Annotated in this window: 16 protein-coding genes; 4 read left to right on the top strand and 12 right to left on the bottom strand. The window is 72.8% G+C overall.

The window, feature by feature from the left end:
- Window positions 1–92 precede the first annotated feature (92 nt).
- Window positions 93–770 carry an FCD domain-containing protein gene (locus tag ACFZDK_RS31955; protein ID WP_390977400.1) on the top strand — a complete coding sequence of 226 codons (678 nt, stop codon included), beginning with the start codon at window positions 93–95 and terminating at the stop codon, window positions 768–770.
- Window positions 771–1,042: 272 nt separating this feature from the next.
- Here ACFZDK_RS31955 and ACFZDK_RS31950 read toward each other — a convergent pair whose 3' ends face one another.
- The 5 genes from ACFZDK_RS31950 to ACFZDK_RS31930 all read right to left on the bottom strand — a co-directional run bounded on the left by ACFZDK_RS31950 (window position 1,043) and on the right by ACFZDK_RS31930 (window position 5,332).
- Window positions 1,043–1,309, bottom strand: coding sequence for a hypothetical protein (locus ACFZDK_RS31950; protein ID WP_390977399.1), 267 nt, complete (start codon window positions 1,307–1,309; stop codon window positions 1,043–1,045).
- Window positions 1,310–1,540: 231 nt separating this feature from the next.
- The gene (locus ACFZDK_RS31945; RefSeq protein WP_390977398.1) at window positions 1,541–1,723 is read right to left on the bottom strand and encodes a hypothetical protein; all 183 of its coding nucleotides are present in this window, start codon (window positions 1,721–1,723) and stop codon (window positions 1,541–1,543) included.
- Between the two features lie 223 nt (window positions 1,724–1,946).
- Window positions 1,947–2,873 carry a LysR substrate-binding domain-containing protein gene (locus ACFZDK_RS31940; RefSeq protein ID WP_390977397.1) on the bottom strand — a complete coding sequence of 309 codons (927 nt, stop codon included), beginning with the start codon at window positions 2,871–2,873 and terminating at the stop codon, window positions 1,947–1,949.
- 80 nt (window positions 2,874–2,953) lie between these two features.
- The gene (locus tag ACFZDK_RS31935; protein WP_390977396.1) at window positions 2,954–4,657 is read right to left on the bottom strand and encodes an oxaloacetate-decarboxylating malate dehydrogenase; all 1,704 of its coding nucleotides are present in this window, start codon (window positions 4,655–4,657) and stop codon (window positions 2,954–2,956) included.
- A gap of 198 nt (window positions 4,658–4,855) precedes the next feature.
- The gene (locus ACFZDK_RS31930) at window positions 4,856–5,332 is read right to left on the bottom strand and encodes a MarR family transcriptional regulator (protein WP_390977395.1); all 477 of its coding nucleotides are present in this window, start codon (window positions 5,330–5,332) and stop codon (window positions 4,856–4,858) included.
- A gap of 292 nt (window positions 5,333–5,624) precedes the next feature.
- Here ACFZDK_RS31930 and ACFZDK_RS31925 point away from each other — a divergent pair, with 292 nt between their 5' ends.
- Window positions 5,625–5,864, top strand: a complete 240-nt coding sequence (locus ACFZDK_RS31925; RefSeq protein WP_390977394.1) for an SDR family oxidoreductase — start codon at window positions 5,625–5,627, stop codon at window positions 5,862–5,864.
- Window positions 5,865–5,981: 117 nt separating this feature from the next.
- The gene (locus tag ACFZDK_RS31920) at window positions 5,982–6,122 is read left to right on the top strand and encodes a hypothetical protein (protein WP_390977393.1); all 141 of its coding nucleotides are present in this window, start codon (window positions 5,982–5,984) and stop codon (window positions 6,120–6,122) included.
- Here the strand turns inward: ACFZDK_RS31920 and ACFZDK_RS31915 are convergent.
- The 6 genes from ACFZDK_RS31915 to ACFZDK_RS31890 all read right to left on the bottom strand — a co-directional run bounded on the left by ACFZDK_RS31915 (window position 6,119) and on the right by ACFZDK_RS31890 (window position 12,152).
- Window positions 6,119–6,817, bottom strand: a complete 699-nt coding sequence (locus ACFZDK_RS31915; protein ID WP_390977607.1) for a response regulator — start codon at window positions 6,815–6,817, stop codon at window positions 6,119–6,121. The two genes, ACFZDK_RS31920 and ACFZDK_RS31915, sit on opposite strands and share 4 nt — an antisense overlap.
- Window positions 6,818–6,927: 110 nt before the next feature.
- Entirely contained in the window at window positions 6,928–7,587 is a 660-nt protein-coding gene (locus ACFZDK_RS31910) for a response regulator (protein ID WP_390977392.1), read from the bottom strand.
- The gene (locus ACFZDK_RS31905) at window positions 7,584–8,972 is read right to left on the bottom strand and encodes a histidine kinase (RefSeq protein ID WP_390977391.1); all 1,389 of its coding nucleotides are present in this window, start codon (window positions 8,970–8,972) and stop codon (window positions 7,584–7,586) included. The genes ACFZDK_RS31910 and ACFZDK_RS31905 overlap by 4 nt, the downstream gene beginning before the upstream one ends.
- Before the next feature lie 36 nt (window positions 8,973–9,008).
- Entirely contained in the window at window positions 9,009–9,836 is an 828-nt protein-coding gene (locus tag ACFZDK_RS31900; protein WP_390977390.1) for an ABC transporter permease subunit, read from the bottom strand.
- The gene (locus ACFZDK_RS31895; RefSeq protein WP_390977389.1) at window positions 9,836–10,765 is read right to left on the bottom strand and encodes an ATP-binding cassette domain-containing protein; all 930 of its coding nucleotides are present in this window, start codon (window positions 10,763–10,765) and stop codon (window positions 9,836–9,838) included. Before ACFZDK_RS31895 ends, ACFZDK_RS31900 begins: the two co-directional genes overlap by 1 nt.
- Window positions 10,766–10,976: 211 nt before the next feature.
- On the bottom strand, window positions 10,977–12,152 hold the full coding sequence (locus tag ACFZDK_RS31890) for a serine hydrolase (RefSeq protein ID WP_390977388.1): 1,176 nt from the start codon (window positions 12,150–12,152) through the stop codon (window positions 10,977–10,979).
- A 277-nt stretch (window positions 12,153–12,429) separates the two neighbouring features.
- Between ACFZDK_RS31890 and ACFZDK_RS31885 the strand changes: the two genes are divergently transcribed.
- The gene (locus ACFZDK_RS31885; RefSeq protein WP_390977387.1) at window positions 12,430–14,124 is read left to right on the top strand and encodes a sigma-70 family RNA polymerase sigma factor; all 1,695 of its coding nucleotides are present in this window, start codon (window positions 12,430–12,432) and stop codon (window positions 14,122–14,124) included.
- Here the strand turns inward: ACFZDK_RS31885 and ACFZDK_RS31880 are convergent.
- A complete protein-coding gene (locus tag ACFZDK_RS31880) occupies window positions 14,106–14,801 on the bottom strand; it encodes a glycerophosphodiester phosphodiesterase family protein (protein ID WP_390977386.1) in 696 nt (231 codons plus the stop codon). The genes ACFZDK_RS31885 and ACFZDK_RS31880 overlap by 19 nt on opposite strands.
- Window positions 14,802–14,814 lie beyond the last annotated feature (13 nt).

Genomic DNA, 14,814 nt, shown 5'->3' with positions numbered 1-14,814 from the left:
CCTGGAGACCGGCTGGAAGGCGACTGATATATCAACCTGCTGTTGCGATACGCTAAGAGGACGGATCGGCTCGCGTCAAGGGAGGGTTTGGTGTGACTTCGTCGACCGTCGCTGGTCAAGGTGCTGGTCAAGGTGCTGGTCAGGGCGATGGAACGCTGGCCGACCAGGCCTATCGCGCCATCTCGGACCGGCTGGTGACCCTCCGGATCCGCCCCGGGGAGCCCATCAACGACGAGCGGATCGCCGCCGAACTCGGCTTCGGGCGCACCCCGGTCCGCGAGGCCCTCAAGCGCCTCGAACACGAGCGTCTGATCGTCGCCTACCCCCGGCGCGGGACCTTCGCCACCGAGGTGCAGATCGCCGACCTCGGGCACATCTCGGAGGTCCGCAGACAGCTGGAACCCCTCGCCGCGGGCCTGGCGGCGCAGCGGGCCGGTGAAGCCGACCGCGCCGCCCTCGACCGGCTGCTGGCCCGGCTGGCGGACGTCTCCGACGCCGGCACCGACCTGATCCGGCTCGATATGACCCTGCACCGCGCCATCTACGCCGCGACCCGCAACCCCTACCTCGAAGACACCCTGATCAGGTACGACAACCTCGCCACCCGCATCTGGTGCCTGTTCCTCGACCGGCTCCCGGGCCTGGCCGGCCATGTGCACGAGCACGGCCCCCTGCTGCGCGCCGTCATCGAGGGCGACGCGGAGAAGGCCGCGGCCCTGGCCCAGGGACACGTGGAGGGGTTCGAGACGGCGGTCCGCAGCGTCATCTGAGCCGCGGGGCGCGTGCCCGGTCACGCCGGTGAGGCCGCCGGGTGGAGTGCGGCGGCCCAGGGCGAGGCACACCACCGTCAGCAGGCAGAACGCGGCGACGATCGCGGAGATCAGCAGCGTCCCGCCGTCGCCCGCGTCGGCCTGTACCTCGGTGAAGATCAGCGGGGCGAAGCCGGCGCCGAGTCCCGCGATCTGGTAGCCGAGGGAGGCGCCGGTGTAGCGGCTCCGGGTGGAGAACAACTCCGTGTACAGCGCGGCGAGCGGGCCGTACATCATCGGGTGCAGCAGCGACTGGCCGAGCACGAGCGCGGCACGAGCAGCGCGGTGCTGCCGGTGTCGACCAGCGGGAACAGGGCGGAGGCGTAGACGCCCACCGCCAGGGTGGAGGACACCGCGAGGCTGTTGAGCACCGTCTGCCGCGCGAGGCCGTCCTGGACCGCGTAGGAAATGAGGTACGTGGTCACCGTGCCCTGGAAGACGAACGCGGACAGGCCGACGCCGATGCCCAGCAGCAGCACCCGCGGGTGATGGCGCAGCACATCGAACAGGGGGAGGGAGCGGCTGGACGCCGTTTCCCTCGCTCCACGTGCTGCTGTTCCTTCTCCGCCTCGGCGAACACCGGTGTCTCGGTGACGCGCACCCGGATGAACAGGCCGACGGCCAGCAGCACCACGCTGAGCAGGGACGTCGTCGACATGACGACCGTGCAGACCGCCATGCCGAAGGCGGCCCCGGCGTTGGTGAAGCTCGCCCACAGTCCGCGCCGCCACTCACCGCCCACCGCCCACCGCCCACCGCCCACCGCCACGCCCTGGGACCGGCGTGCCGGCCCGGCCGTAGGCGGGCAGGACGCCGATGAGGAAGCTGGCGACGCCCATGAGGGGCATCGTCACCACCGGCCTGGCCAGATAGCCGGTGGCGAAGGTGGTGAAGCCGGCGAGGGTGGCGGCCACGGGCTGAGGTCGGAGAAGGAAGACGTGCGGGAAGACCACTGCCGCCGCGGTGAGTAGAGCAGGAAGTCGTAGTACTCGATGACGCTCCCCAGGAAGCTGGAGGTCACCGCCCGGCGCAACTGCTGGGGATCGCGGGTTGCCGGGGGGCCCACCCGAAAGGGGCCGATGACGGGCGTGCCCGTCGTGTGTGGGTGCTCATGGTGACGACTTGTTGCGGCGGTGCTCAGACGTGCGGTGCGGGTGCCCCTTCCGGTCCGGTCGCCGTCTGCGCGGCGTGGTCGGCGAAGCGCCGGGCGGCCGGCGGGAGGGTGCGGGAGGACAGGCGGGCGATGCCGATGTCGCGGGCGGCCCGGACGTCGGTGAGGCTGAGGTAGCGGATGGGCAGGTCCGGGTTGGTCTCCGGGGCCGCCGCGGCCTCCGGCGCGGCCGGGATCAGGGAGACGCCGAGGCCGGCCGCGACCAGGCCGCGCAGGGTCTCCACCTCCTCGCCCTCGAAGCCGACGAGCGGACTGAACCCGGCCTGGTGGCACAGGGTCTCGGTGACGCTGCGCAGGCCGTAGCCGGGCTTCAGCACGATGAACTGCTCGCCGGACACCTCGGCCAGCCGGACCCGTCGGCGCTGCGCGAGCCGGTGCCGGGCCGGGACGGCGAGCCAGAGGGGCTCGACCAGGAGCCGATGCCAGGCGATGAGCGGGTGGCCGGGGTCCTTGCCGGTGATGATCAGGTCCGCGGTGGCGTCCAGGAGGTGCTGGGCGAGACCGTTCTCGTCCGCCTGGTGCAGTTCGAACCGGACGGCGGGGAACCGCTGCCGGAAACCCGTGACCAGCTTCGGTACCAGCCAGGTGCCCAGCGTGTGCAGAAAGGCCAGCGACACCACACCCGTGTCGGGGTCGACGACCTCGGCCACGGCCCGCCGGCCCCGGTCGTAACCGTCGAGCACCGAGTCGACGTACTCCTTGAACACCCGCCCGGCCGGCGTCGGTCGCAGCACCCGCCCCACCCGCTGGAACAGCTCCGCCCCGACCTCCGCCTCCAGCCGGTTCAGCGCCCGGGACAGCGCCGGCTGCGTGATGTGCGCCGCCGCCGCGGCCTCGGTGACGGTCACCCCTTCGGCCACGGCCTGGAAGGAGCGCAGCACTTGAAGATCCATGAACCTATTCTCCCGCCGCATCGGACGGGGTGGAGTCAGGTGCTGGGGGTATGGGCGGCGGTGGGCACGGGTTGCGGGGATCAGATGCCCTTGATCGGCGGGTACACCGGCTCCCACATGGCCGTGCGCACCCGGTTCTCGATGGTGTCGTCGACGGTCGTGCGGGCCACGCCGTCCGCTGCCGCGGCGTGGGCGACGGCGACGGCGACGGCGACGGAGGTCTCGCGGAGCTGGCCGGTGAGCGGGAGGATCGGCGCGCCCGGGGAGGTGGCGTCGGTCTGGGAGGCGACGGCGTGCGCGGCGGCGGCCAGCATGGCGTCGGTGACCCGGGTGGCCCGGGAGACGATCGCGCCGAGCCCGAGGCCCGGGAAGACCAGCGCGTTGTTGGCCTGCCCGATCCGGTACACCACCCCGTCCTGCTCGACCGGCCGGAACGGGCTGCCGGTGGCGATCAGGGCGCGGCCCTCCGTCCAGGCCAGCAGGTCGGCGGGGACGGCCTCGGCCAGGTCCGTCGGGTTGGACATCGGCAGGATGATCGGGCGGTCCGTGTGTGCGGCCATCGCGCGGACGAGGTCCTCGGTGAAGGCGCCGCCCTGGCCGGACGTGCCGATCAGGACGGTCGGGCGCACCCGCTCGACCACCTCGGCCAGCGCGATGCCGCCGACCTTCTCGTCCCGGTGCCAGTCGGCGACCTCGGCGGCCGGACGGGCGTAGCGGACCTGGAAGTCGCGCAGCTCCGCCTGGTCCGCGGTGAGCAGGCCGTACCGGTCGACACCGAAGATCCGGGCGGTGGCCTCCTCGGCGGTCAGCCCGTCGGCGACCATGGCGTCCCGCAGCTGGTCGGCGATGCCCATCCCGGCCGTGCCCGCGCCGAAGATGACCACACGGTGATCGCGCAGCGCGATCCCGCTGGCCTTCACCCCGGACAGCACGGCGGCGAGGTTCACGGCACCGGTGCCCTGGACGTCGTCGTTGAAGGTGAACTCGTGCGGACGGTAGCGGTCCAGGATCCGGCGGGCGTTGGCGGGGCCGAAGTCCTCCCAGTGCAGCAGGGCGTCCGGGAAGAGCCGGCGGGCGGTGGTGACATAGGCGTCGATGAAGGCGTCGTAGGTCTCCCGGTCCACGCGCGGGTGCCGGTTGCCGAGGTAGAACGGGCTGTCGAGGAGTTCCTGGCGGTTGGTGCCGACGTCCAGCATGACCGCCAGGGTGCGGTTCGGGTCGATGCCGGCCGCGGCCGTGTAGACGGCGAGCTTGCCCACCGAGATGTCGATGCCGCCCACGCCCCAGTCGCCGATGCCGAGGATCGCCTCGCCGTCGGTGGCGACGATCAGGTCGACCTCGTCCGGGCCCAGTCCTGCGGCGGTGAGCGCGCCCTCGATCTCCTCCGGGGCGCCCACCGACAGGTAGACCCCGGCCGGACGCCGGTACTCGTAGCTGTAGCGCTGGATCGCCCTGCCGACGGTGGGGGTGTAGACGATGGGCAGCATCTCGTCGAGGTGGTCGCCGAGCAGCCGGTAGAAGAGCACCTGGTTGCGGTCGTGCAGCGCGGTGAGGTTGACGTTCTTGGCCAGGTCGGTGGGTTGCGCCGCGTACTGCCGGTAGGCCCGTTCGGCCTGCTGCTCCAGGGTCAGCACCGCCGGCGGCACCAGGCCGACCAGACCCAGCGACCGCCGTTCCTCCGGGGTGAAGGCGGTGCCCCGGTTGAGGCGGGGCTGGGAGAGCACCGCACGGCCCCGGGCGGTCGTCTCGACACGCCCCTCGGCGGCGTTCCACTGGGTCTTCATGATCGGCTCCTTGTCGCGTCCGGCTGTGCTCCGTGGCTTCCGCAAGCCTCGGCCGCCTCGTACGCATACGTCCAATGCCTGGAAATGAAGTAACCCATGAGCTCAGTGCATGTGTGCGGCGCCACCTGCGTGTTTTGCGGATTCTTGGCGGCGGGGAGGGGGAGCCGTGTGACGTAGCCCGACCCGGCGGGCGGCGGTTCAGCCGCGGCGGGCCGTGGCGTAGGCGCGTTCCAGTTCCGCGACAGCGGTGAGGAAGTCGGCGCCCTTGGCCCGGCGCAGGGCCTCGGTGGCGAGGCCGTCGAGGGTGGCCCAGACCTCGGCGATCGGCCGGCGCAGCGCCTCGCCGTCGCCGGTGAGGGAGACGATGAAGGCCCGGCGGTCGTGCTCGGCGCGGGCCCGGGAGACCAGGCCGGCGTCCTCCATGCGGCGGATCGACCGCGAGACCGTGGAGTGGTCGAGCCCGACCGCCTGCTGCAGCTCGGCCTGGGTCTGGCCGTCCCGGTCGAACAGGCGCATGAGGATCAGTTCCTGGCCGGGGTGCAGGCCGAGCCGCAGGAGGAGTTCGGCGCCGTAGCCGTGCAGCTCGCGGGAGAGGGCGAAGAGCCCGAAGCTGACCGGGGCGCGCTCGACGAGGGTGGGACGAGGCATCACCGGGTCGGGCTTCGCGGCTGGCATGGGGCTCCTCGTCTGGCCGGCGGTGGGGGGGCGGAAAGTCGGCGCCCGGGGTGCTCCCGGAGCCGGGAATACCTTAGTCGCAGGGGGTGTTGGAGGCCGGTTCACCCGGCCGTCCCGGGGGCCGCAGCGCGGTGGGGGCCGCTCCGCCCCGACCAGCAGATTGTTTGCCTACGCAAGCTATATGGCGCTACCGTGATCCCGCCGCGGCCGGGATGCCTGAGCGCGGCTTCGGCCGGATCGTGCACATCGTCACACCTTCTGGAAGCCGTCGAGCCCGGACCTGCCGGCGTACGTGACCGGCAAGGGCGCACTGATCGGGCTCACCCGGTCGCTGCCGCCCGGTCCGACCCGGACCGCGTCCACCGCCTATCAGCCGGACGAGGCCTTCGAGGCGTCCCAGGCAGGGCAGGCGCTGCCTCGCGCGCTCACGCCCGAGGACGTGTCGGCCACCGTCGGCTTCCTGGCGAGCGCGGCCGCCGAGGCGCTGACCGGCCAGATCCTGACCGTGGACGGCGGCGGACTGTTCACCTGAGCGAGCGGTCGGTCGATGTGTGTGGCTAGCCAATTAATTATATGGCTAGCCACATTAATGGCTGGTGCGGCGCAGCCTCGACACCTCCCTCGCCAAGGACAGAAGGCCCGGGCGGCGGTGTACGCGTACCTGCGCGGCTACCCCGACCTCATCGACGTGCAGCGCATCACGTCGCTGCGGATCCACTCGACCGACGAACCGGACACGGCCGTCCACCCGTTGGCCTTCCTCAAGGCGTTGGGCGGCGAGAGCTTCTAGGCCGCCGGGCGGATCAGCCCCGACTCGTAGGCGAAGGTCACCGCCTGCACCCGGGCGCGGGCGCCGATCTTCGCGAGGACGTTGCTGACATGCGTCTTCACGGTCGTCGGGGCGATGGACAGCCACTGTGCGATCTCGGCGTTGGACCAGCCGGAGGCCACGGCGACGAGGACGTCCCGCTCGCGCTGGGTGAGGGCGCCCAGCCCCGAGGTGCGGGGGAGCGGGCGGACCGTGTGCTGCAGGCGGACGGCGTCGATGAGGGCGCGGGTCAGACCGGGCGTGATGACGGCGTCCCCGGCGGCCACCACCCGGATGGCCGCGGTGAGTTCGGCGGGGTCGGCGTCGTCGAGCAGGAAGCCCCCGGCGCCCGCGCGCAGGGCGGCCCAGGCGTCCGCCTCCTGGTCGGCCGCGGTCAGCACCAGCACCCGGGAGGTGACCGCCTCCTCGCCCGCGAATCCGGGGGTCCGGGTGCGCCGGTCGGGGCGGGCGAGGCGCCGGATGGTGTCGATGCCGTCCGCCCGGGACAGGTGGCTGTCCATGAGGACGACGTCGGGACGGAGGGCGGCGCTCGCACGGATCGCCTCGTCCCCGTCCGCCGCCTCCCCGACCACCGTCAGGCCGGGCTCGGCGGTGAGCAGCATGCGCAGGGCGAGGCGCTGGAGGGATTGGTCGTTGACGACGAGTACGGAGACCATGCCTGTCTTCTCCATGCGAGGTCCGTTCCGTGCGAGGTCCGTTCCGTGAACGAAACTGTTTCGTTCACATGCTACGCCTGGATCCCCCGCCCCGGGAGAGGGGGGTCCGTCTACTTCGCCCGGACCAGTCCGGCGTCGTACGCCGTGATCACGGCCTGGATCCGGTCACGCGCCCCGATCTTGGCGAGGACCCGGCCGACGTGCTTCTTCACCGTCGACTCGGTGAGGACGAGCCGCTCGGCGATCTCGGTGTTGTTCCAGCCGCGGCCGATGGCGACCAGGACTTCGCGCTCGCGGTCGGTGAGCGAGCGCAGCCGGGGGTCCTCGGCGACCCCGGCGGGCGCCAGGACCCGGTGGGCGTAGGCGTCCAGGAGGCGGCGGGTCAGCGAGGGGGCCACCACGGCCTCGCCGCTCGCCACCGCGCGGATGCCCGCGACCAGCTCCTCGGGGCGGGCGTCCTTGAGCAGGAAGCCGCTGGCCCCGGCGCGCAGCCCGTCGTACGCGTACTCGTCGAGGTCGAAGGTGGTCACGATGAGGATGCGGGTACGGCCGCCGGTCGCCACGATGCGCCGGGTCGCCTCCAAGCCGTCCACGCCGGGCATCCGGACGTCCATGAGGACGACGTCGGGCCGGAGTTCGGCCGTGAGCCGGACGGCCTCCGCGCCGTTCTCCGCCTCGCCGACCGGCTCCAGCCCCGGAGTCCCCTCCAGCAGCATCCGCACGCCCATCCGCTGCAGGGGCTGGTCGTCGGCGATGAGTACGGTCGTCACAGCTGGTCTCCCGGAGCCGCCGGGGCGGAGGGGGCGGGTCTGGTGGATGGAGCGGAGGGGGCGGAGGGCACGTCGAGGGTGACGTCGACCAGCCAGCCGGGGCCGGTCCCGTGCGGGCCGGCCACGACCGTGCCGCCGTACATCGCGGCCCGCTGCCGGATGCCGACCAGGCCGTGGCCGGCGGTCCCGTCCGAGGCGGCCGGGGTGTCCGGGGATTCCGTCGGTACGCCGGTGTCCGCGACCCGGATCCGCACCTCGCCCGCCGCGACGGCGACCGTCACCTCGGCGGACGCGCCCGGTCCCGCGTGCTTCAGGGTGTTGGTCAGCGACTCCTGGACGATCCGGTAGACGGTGAGCTGGACCCCGTCGCCCAGCGCCTCGGGATCGCCCACCGTCCGGTACGTCACCGGCAGCCCCGCCGCCCGCACCCGGGCCAGCAGCGGGTCCAGGTCCCCGATGCCGGGCTGCGGCGCGAGCAGCCGTTCGTCGTCGTCGCCCTCGCGCAGCACACCGAGGACCCGGCGCAGCTCGCTCATCGCCTGCCGGCCGGTGTCGCCGAGGATGCGCAGGGCTTCGGCGGAGGGCTCGCCGCGGTGGGCGGCGAGCACCGCCGCGCCGTCGGCGACGCTGACCATCACGGACAGGTTGTGCCCGACGATGTCGTGCATCTCCCGGGCGACCCGCGAACGCTCGGCGGCCGTGGTCAACCGGACCCGCTGCTCCTGCTCGACCTCCAGCCGGCGGGCCCGGTCCTCGACGGTCTCCAGGTACATCGCACGGATCCGGAAGGTCAGCCCGACGGCGGACGCCGCCGTCACCGTACCCAGCAGGAAGAAGATGCCGATCAGCGGATGCGCGATCGGCGCCAGGACGAACACGGACAGCGCGAGTGCCCCGGCGGTCAGCCCGACCGCCCAGCCCAGTGCCCGCAGGGAGCCCTTGCGGGCCAGCGTGTACAGGGCGATCAGCGTGCCGGTGCCGACCTGCAGCCAGACCCCCACCGACCACTGGACCAGGTTCACCGCGAGGATCGTGAAGTAGGCCGCCGCCGGCGCCCGGCGACGCCACCACAGCGGAACGACGAGCGCGGCGACGAAGACGTACAGGACGCCGGTCGGCAGCGCGCTCCGGGCGACCGCGTCCCCGAAGGGGGACTCGCGGTCGCTCCCCAGCAGGTCATGCAGGCTGGTCAGCAGGACGAACAGCATCACCCCGGTGTCGAGCACCCAGGGACGGCGCTGGTCGAACCGCTGCCGGCGGCTCCGGTCGCGCAGCATCCGCCCCAGCAGCGGATGCGACCAGGCCGCGTCGAACCCGGGGGACGGCACGCTCGCCGTCCCCCGGTCACTGTCCCCGGCGGTTGCCGCGCGGTGCGGCGGACTCATGCTGACCATTGTGCTCGTCCCCAGGTCAGGCCCGGATCAGACGTCGGCCCTGCGCAGCCGGAACGCCGCCCCGGCCAGGGCCAGCGCCACCCAGCCGGCGAAGACGGCGATGCCCGCGCCGGGCGAGAGGGCGCCGGAGGACTGGTGCAGGGCGTACACCGCCTGGCCCGCGTTGCCCGGGAAGTACGGGCTGAGGGTGTCGTTCCAGGAGTCGGGCAGCAGCGAGGCCAGCCCGGGCAGGATGAGCAGGATGCCGACCAGGGACGCGATCGCCCCGGCGGAGTTGCGCAGCAGCACACCGAGCGCGACGCCGAAGACGGCGACCAGACCGAGGTAGAGACCGGCGCCGGCCAGGCTGCGCAGCACCCCGTCGTCGCCCAGGGACAGGGAGATGCTCTCGCCGTCCAGACCGGGCGAGCCCAGACCGAACGCGGCCAGCGCGCCCAGCGTGGTCAGGACCAGCGCGATCGGGCCGATCACGGCGGCCTTCGCCCACAGCACCGGCAGCCGGCGCGGGACCGCGGAGAGCGTGGAGCGGATCATGCCGGTGCTGTACTCGCCCGCCGACAGCAGCACTCCGAGCACCCCCACGGCCAGCGAGGCGAAGGTCACCCCGGTCAGGGCCAGGCTGACCGCGTCGCTGTCGCCGCCGCTCGCGCCGGGCGGGCCGCCCGCCGCCGTGGCGCCGGCGCTGTAGGTGTAGCTGGCGATGGTCCCGAACAGGACCAGCAGGAACACGGCGACGGCGAGGGTGATCCAGCTGGAGCGCAGCGACCAGAACTTGCCCCACTCCGAGCGCAGCACCCGGGCGCCGGTCACCTTGTACTTCGTCGTACGGGGAGGGGCGATGCTGGTGACGGTCATCAGGCTGCCTTCCGTGCCGTGTCGGCCGGGGCGCTCTGGTACTCGACCACGTCCCGGGTGAGGTCCATGAACGCCGTCTCCAGGGAGACGGCCTGCGGGGTGAGCTCGTACAGCGGTACGCCGTGCTGCGCGGCGATCGTCCCGATCTCGCGGGCGTCCCGGCCCGCGACCAGCAGTTCCTCGGCGGACGAGGAGGAGATCGTGACGTCCGGGCCGGCCAGCAGCGAGCGCAGCCTCGCGGGCTCGCCGGTGACGACCTTCACGCCACCGCCGCCCGCCTCCCGGGTGAAGCCGTCGACCGTGGTGTCCGCGAGCAGCCTGCCCCGGCCGATGATCACCAGGTGGTCGGCGATCAGCGCGGTCTCGCTCATCAGGTGCGAGGAGAGCATCACCGCCCGCCCCTCGTCGGCCAGCCGGCGCAGCAGGTTGCGGACCCAGAGCACGCCCTCGGGGTCGAGGCCGTTGACCGGCTCGTCGAGCATCACGATCGCCGGGTCGCCGAGCAGCGCGGAGGCGATGCCGAGCCGCTGGCCCATGCCGAGCGAGAAGGCGCCGACCCGCTTGCCGGCCACACTGGTCAGCCCGGCCAGCTCGATGACCTCGTCGACCCGCCCGCGCGGAATGCCGTGGGTGCGCGCGAGCGCCAGGAGGTGGTTGACGGCGCTGCGCCCCGGGTGGACGGACTTGGCCTCCAGCAGGCTGCCGATCTCCTGCAGCGGCGCCGCATGCCGGTCGTAGGGCCTGCCGTTGACGGTGACCGAGCCCTTGGTGGGGGCGTCCAGGCCGACGATCATCCGCATGGTCGTGGACTTGCCCGCGCCGTTGGGACCGAGGAAGCCGGTCACCTCGCCGGGCTTGACGGTGAAGCTCAGACGGTCGACGACGGTCTTGTCGCCGTAGCGCTTCGTCAGTTCGCGCGCTTCGATCATGGGGCTGGGCCTTCCTGCCTCGCACTCGGCCGCGGACGGTGTGGTCGCGGTGTCCGACTTCGACGCTAGGAGCGGCCCGGCCCCGGTCCCTGGGCCCCTGGGGGAATCTTCGACGGGGGAGTGGTACCGGGGTACCAGCGCCCGGTCATCCCCGCGGACGACAGGGCGGCCGTGGTTCACCTCGCGCACGGCCACGGCACGGCGGCCGCCCTCACCCCTGCTCGAGCGCGGCCAGCGCGATCCGCCGGGCCACCGGGTTCATCTCCTCGCCCTTGGCGTCGGTCGAGTCGACCGAGTAGACGAGGGTCCGGCTCAGGTCGCGGGTCCCGAGGACCACGGCGCTGTAGCCGTACCGGGAGCCCGACTTGAGCCAGTACACCCGCCCCTCGAACACGAACCGCTGCAGCCCGGCGCTGTAGGTGGCGCCCTCGATGTGCGCCGGGACCGTGAACATCTCCTCCAACTGCGGTCCCGGTGGCACGATCCGCCCCCGGAAGAGGGAGGTGAGGAGGCGTTCCAGGTCGGCGGTGGTGGAGATCATGTCCCCGGCCGCGAACCGGTCCGCCTGGTTCCACTCGGTGACGTCCACGAACTCCGTGGTCCCGTCGGCCCGCGTCACCTTCTGGTAGCCGTGGTTGTGCGGGCCGCGGATGCGCGGGTCGGTGCCGGGGAAGTAGGTGTCCCGCATCCCGGCCGGGCGCAGCACCAGCCGCTCGGCCACGGAGGCGTACGACTGCCCGGTCACCTTCTCGATCAGCAGCCCGAGCACGGTGTAGTTGATGTTGAGGTAGTCCTGCTTCTCGCCGGGGCGGAACTCCGGCCCCTTCGCCACCGCCGACCGCACCACCTGCTCGGGGGTGAGCGTGTCGAAGCGGTGCGCGTACTGCGCCTCGAAGGAGTCGCCCCAGCCGTCGCCGGCCTGGATGCCGCTGGTGTGGTTCAGCAACTGCCGTACGGTGATGGGCCGGAAGGCCCGGGTGAACAGGCTCGGGAGGTAGCGCTGGACGGGTGCGCCGAGGTCGATCCGGCCCTGCGCCGCCAGCCTCAGTACGGCCGCGGCCGTCACCACCTTCGTCGTGGAACCGGCCCGGAAGCGGGCGTCCGGGTCCGCCGCCCGGCCGCTCGCCAGGTCGTGCACGCCCGCGCTGCCGCGCCAGGTGCCGTCGGTGCCGCCGACCCGGACGAGCGCGGCGGTGGCGTCCGCGTCGGGCAGTCCGGCGAGGGCGGCGCGCAGTGCCTCGGCGTCGGGGGCGGTGGCCCGGACCGCGGCCGGTGCGTCTGTCGGTGCTGATGCCGGTGCGGCCAAGGCGGGTGCCGCCAGTGGACCGGCCGTGAGGGCCAGGAGGAGGGAAGCGGCGAGAGCGGTGCTCCGGGTGCGGACACGCATGCGTGAGCTCCAGGGGAGGGGGCCGGTGAAGGGACCTGGTCATCCTCCGGGGGCGTGACGGTCGGCCGGATCGTCGGCGAGGAGGGCGTGCGCCCCTGAGTCGTCACCCATCAACTGGTCCTGGAAATAGGGGCGTTGCTGGGGTCTGCCCTTAGGGGGTGCGGGGCGGTGAGGAGTCCGGGACGGAAAAAGTGTTATCCCGGAGTCCCTCACTCCGTCTCCACACTGTGATCCCCGACCTTGCACAGGCCACCGCCCCGGCTGAGAGGGTGCCCTTATGAGGACGGACGTGCACCTGTCTCGGCAGTGGCGCACCACGGTCGCGGCCGCGCAGGCGGGCGACCGGCGGGCGCTGGACGAGCTGGTCGAGGGCTGGCTGCCGCTGGTCTACAACGTCGTCGGCCGCGCCCTCAACGGCCATGCCGACGTCGACGACGTCGTCCAGGAGACCATGCTGCGCGCCGTCGGCAACCTCGCCACCCTGCGGGACCCGGACAGCTTCCGGTCCTGGCTGGTGGCCATCGCCATGCGCCAGATACGGGACCGGGCACGCCGCAGGCAGGAACGGAAACTGGACGAGCGGGTCCCGGACGGCGGCGCCGACTTCGCCGAACTCACCGTTCTGCGGCTCCAGTTGGAGGGCCAGCGGCGGGAGGTCGCGGAGGCCGTGCGCTGGCTGGACCCCGAGGACCGGCAGCTGGTGTCCCTGTGGTGGCTGGAGGTCTCGGGCGAACTCACCCGGCGCGAACTGGCGGCGGCCGTCGGCATCAGCCGGCAGCACGCCGCCGTCCGCGTCCAGCGGATGAAGGAACGGCTGGAGGTCTCGCGCGGCATCGTGCGCGCGCTGGCCGGGGCCTGCCCGGAACTGCGCGAGCTGACCGCCCGCTGGGACGGGCGGCCCGACTCCGTCTGGCGCAAGCGGCTGGCCCGGCACCTCCGCGGCTGCGGCTACTGCGGCGACGCGCGCGACTCCGTCGTCCCCGCGGAACGGCTGCTGGTCGGGATCGCGCTGGTACCGGTGCCGGTGGGCTTCACCCTGTCGCTGGCGCTCGGCGGCAAGACCGCGGTGGCGGCGACCTCCGCGACGTCCGCCGGCTGGTCGGCCAAGGTGCTGGGCGCGCTGACCAAGCCGGCGGTGGCGGTCACGGCGGGGGCGACGATCGTCGCGGGCGGCGCCTATGTCGTCGTACAGACTCCGGACCAGCCGGCACCGCGTGCGGCCGTGTCGCCGACGGCGGTGGTCAGCAGCGCGGTGCCGCAGGCGCCGGCGACCACCCCGGCACCCTCCCCGACCTCCTCGCCGTCCGTCTCGCCCTCTCCGTCCCCGTCCGCGTCCGCCGCGGCGGGCTACGGCTCCGTCGTGGACGCGGTCGACAAGGCGCCGGACCCGGACACCAGGCCCGGCGCGCTGCCGCACCGGCCCGAGGCCGGGATCACCAGCACGGGCGACGCGCACGCCGTCATGAACCACCGGGGCGACAGCGTCACGCTCAGCGGACAGGGCTATGTGCTGGTCCGCTGGCAGATCTCACCGCAGTACCGGGCCGGGAACCTGGTCATGCCGTCCTGGACCGGGCTCAAGGGGAAGATCTTCCATGTGGCGTCGGGCGGCGGCCGGCGGATGGACGACCGGGTGAGCACGACCGACAGCTCCGCCACGGGCATGGGCAACTCGGCCGTGGGGTACGCCGTGCTGCCCTCCGGCGCCCAGCAGATGTGGCAGAACGAGTACTTCTACGTCGACGGAAGCGTGACGCTGACCGTGAACGAGCGGGGCGCGGACTACGGGCTGAGCGTCTTCCCGTCGACGTGGGACGCGGCGGAGAAGGACGTGCTGTACGGGCCCCCGGACGGGGCGATCCGGTACGGGCTGGTCCGGGACGACGGGACGGACTCGGCGCCGGTTCCGCAGTATGTGACACGGAAGACGCCGAGCGACCCGGCGACGGTGGCTCAGCGTTCGGTCGTGTAACCCCGAAGCGCGTTGAGCACGTCCACCCTGTTCGTGGTGATCGAGTCGACGCCGGTCTCCAGGAGGCGGCGCATCGAGCGGCGGGTGTCCGGAGTCCAGCAGGAGACCAGGTAGCCGCCGCGGTGGACGTGTTCGGTCAGATCGTGGTCGAGCAGGGTGAAGCGGTAGTTGAGGTAGTGGGGGCGGATCACGTCCAGGAGCGCCGGGCGGGCCGGGGCCAGCGTCTTGCGGGTCAGGGCGATCTCGGCCTTCGCGTCGGCCGCCCGTACCGCCAGCATCGACGGGGCGTCCCCGGTGTAGTAGACGCGGTCCGCCGCGCCGCACTCCCGGGCCACCGCCACGATCCTGGCCACGGCGCGCTCGCTCGGGTCCCCGGGCAGGTCGATCATCACCCGGCTGTCCTTCGTCGCCGTCAGCGCCTCGGCGAGGGTCGGCACGCCGCCCGCCGTGAGGCCGCGCACCTCCTCCGCCGACAGTGCGCTCAGCGGACGGTCGTGCTCCCAGAGGCGGTCCAGGGTCTCGTCGTGCAGCAGCACGGGGACCCCGTCACGGGTCAGGCGTACGTCGATCTCCACCGCGTCCGCGCCCCGGCGGAGCGCGGAACGCAGGGAGTCGAGCGTGTTCTCGCGGAAGCGGTAGGGGTCGCCGCGATGGGCCACGGCGGTCACGGTCTGCATGAGCCCATGGTGT

The organism is Streptomyces sp. NPDC007901 (genome assembly GCF_042959465.1).
Classification (GTDB): Bacteria; Actinomycetota; Actinomycetes; order Streptomycetales; family Streptomycetaceae; genus Streptomyces.
Note: the sequence above shows the minus strand (reverse complement) of the source record. Positions and strands in the feature narration are given on the sequence as shown.

What these genes read in the sequence shown, in the direction of transcription:
- ACFZDK_RS31915 (WP_390977607.1), bottom strand. Translation starts at nt 6,817, where the DNA reads ATGGTCTCCGTACTCGTCGTCAACGACCAATCCCTCCAGCGCCTCGCC.
- ACFZDK_RS31885 (WP_390977387.1), top strand. Translation starts at nt 12,430, where the DNA reads ATGAGGACGGACGTGCACCTGTCTCGGCAGTGGCGCACCACGGTCGCG.
- ACFZDK_RS31880 (WP_390977386.1), bottom strand. Translation starts at nt 14,801, where the DNA reads ATGCAGACCGTGACCGCCGTGGCCCATCGCGGCGACCCCTACCGCTTC.
- ACFZDK_RS31940 (WP_390977397.1), bottom strand. Translation starts at nt 2,873, where the DNA reads ATGGATCTTCAAGTGCTGCGCTCCTTCCAGGCCGTGGCCGAAGGGGTG.
- ACFZDK_RS31900 (WP_390977390.1), bottom strand. Translation starts at nt 9,836, where the DNA reads ATGACCGTCACCAGCATCGCCCCTCCCCGTACGACGAAGTACAAGGTG.
- ACFZDK_RS31895 (WP_390977389.1), bottom strand. Translation starts at nt 10,765, where the DNA reads ATGATCGAAGCGCGCGAACTGACGAAGCGCTACGGCGACAAGACCGTC.
- ACFZDK_RS31935 (WP_390977396.1), bottom strand. Translation starts at nt 4,657, where the DNA reads ATGAAGACCCAGTGGAACGCCGCCGAGGGGCGTGTCGAGACGACCGCC.
- ACFZDK_RS31905 (WP_390977391.1), bottom strand. Translation starts at nt 8,972, where the DNA reads ATGAGTCCGCCGCACCGCGCGGCAACCGCCGGGGACAGTGACCGGGGG.
- ACFZDK_RS31890 (WP_390977388.1), bottom strand. Translation starts at nt 12,152, where the DNA reads ATGCGTGTCCGCACCCGGAGCACCGCTCTCGCCGCTTCCCTCCTCCTG.
- ACFZDK_RS31930 (WP_390977395.1), bottom strand. Translation starts at nt 5,332, where the DNA reads ATGCCAGCCGCGAAGCCCGACCCGGTGATGCCTCGTCCCACCCTCGTC.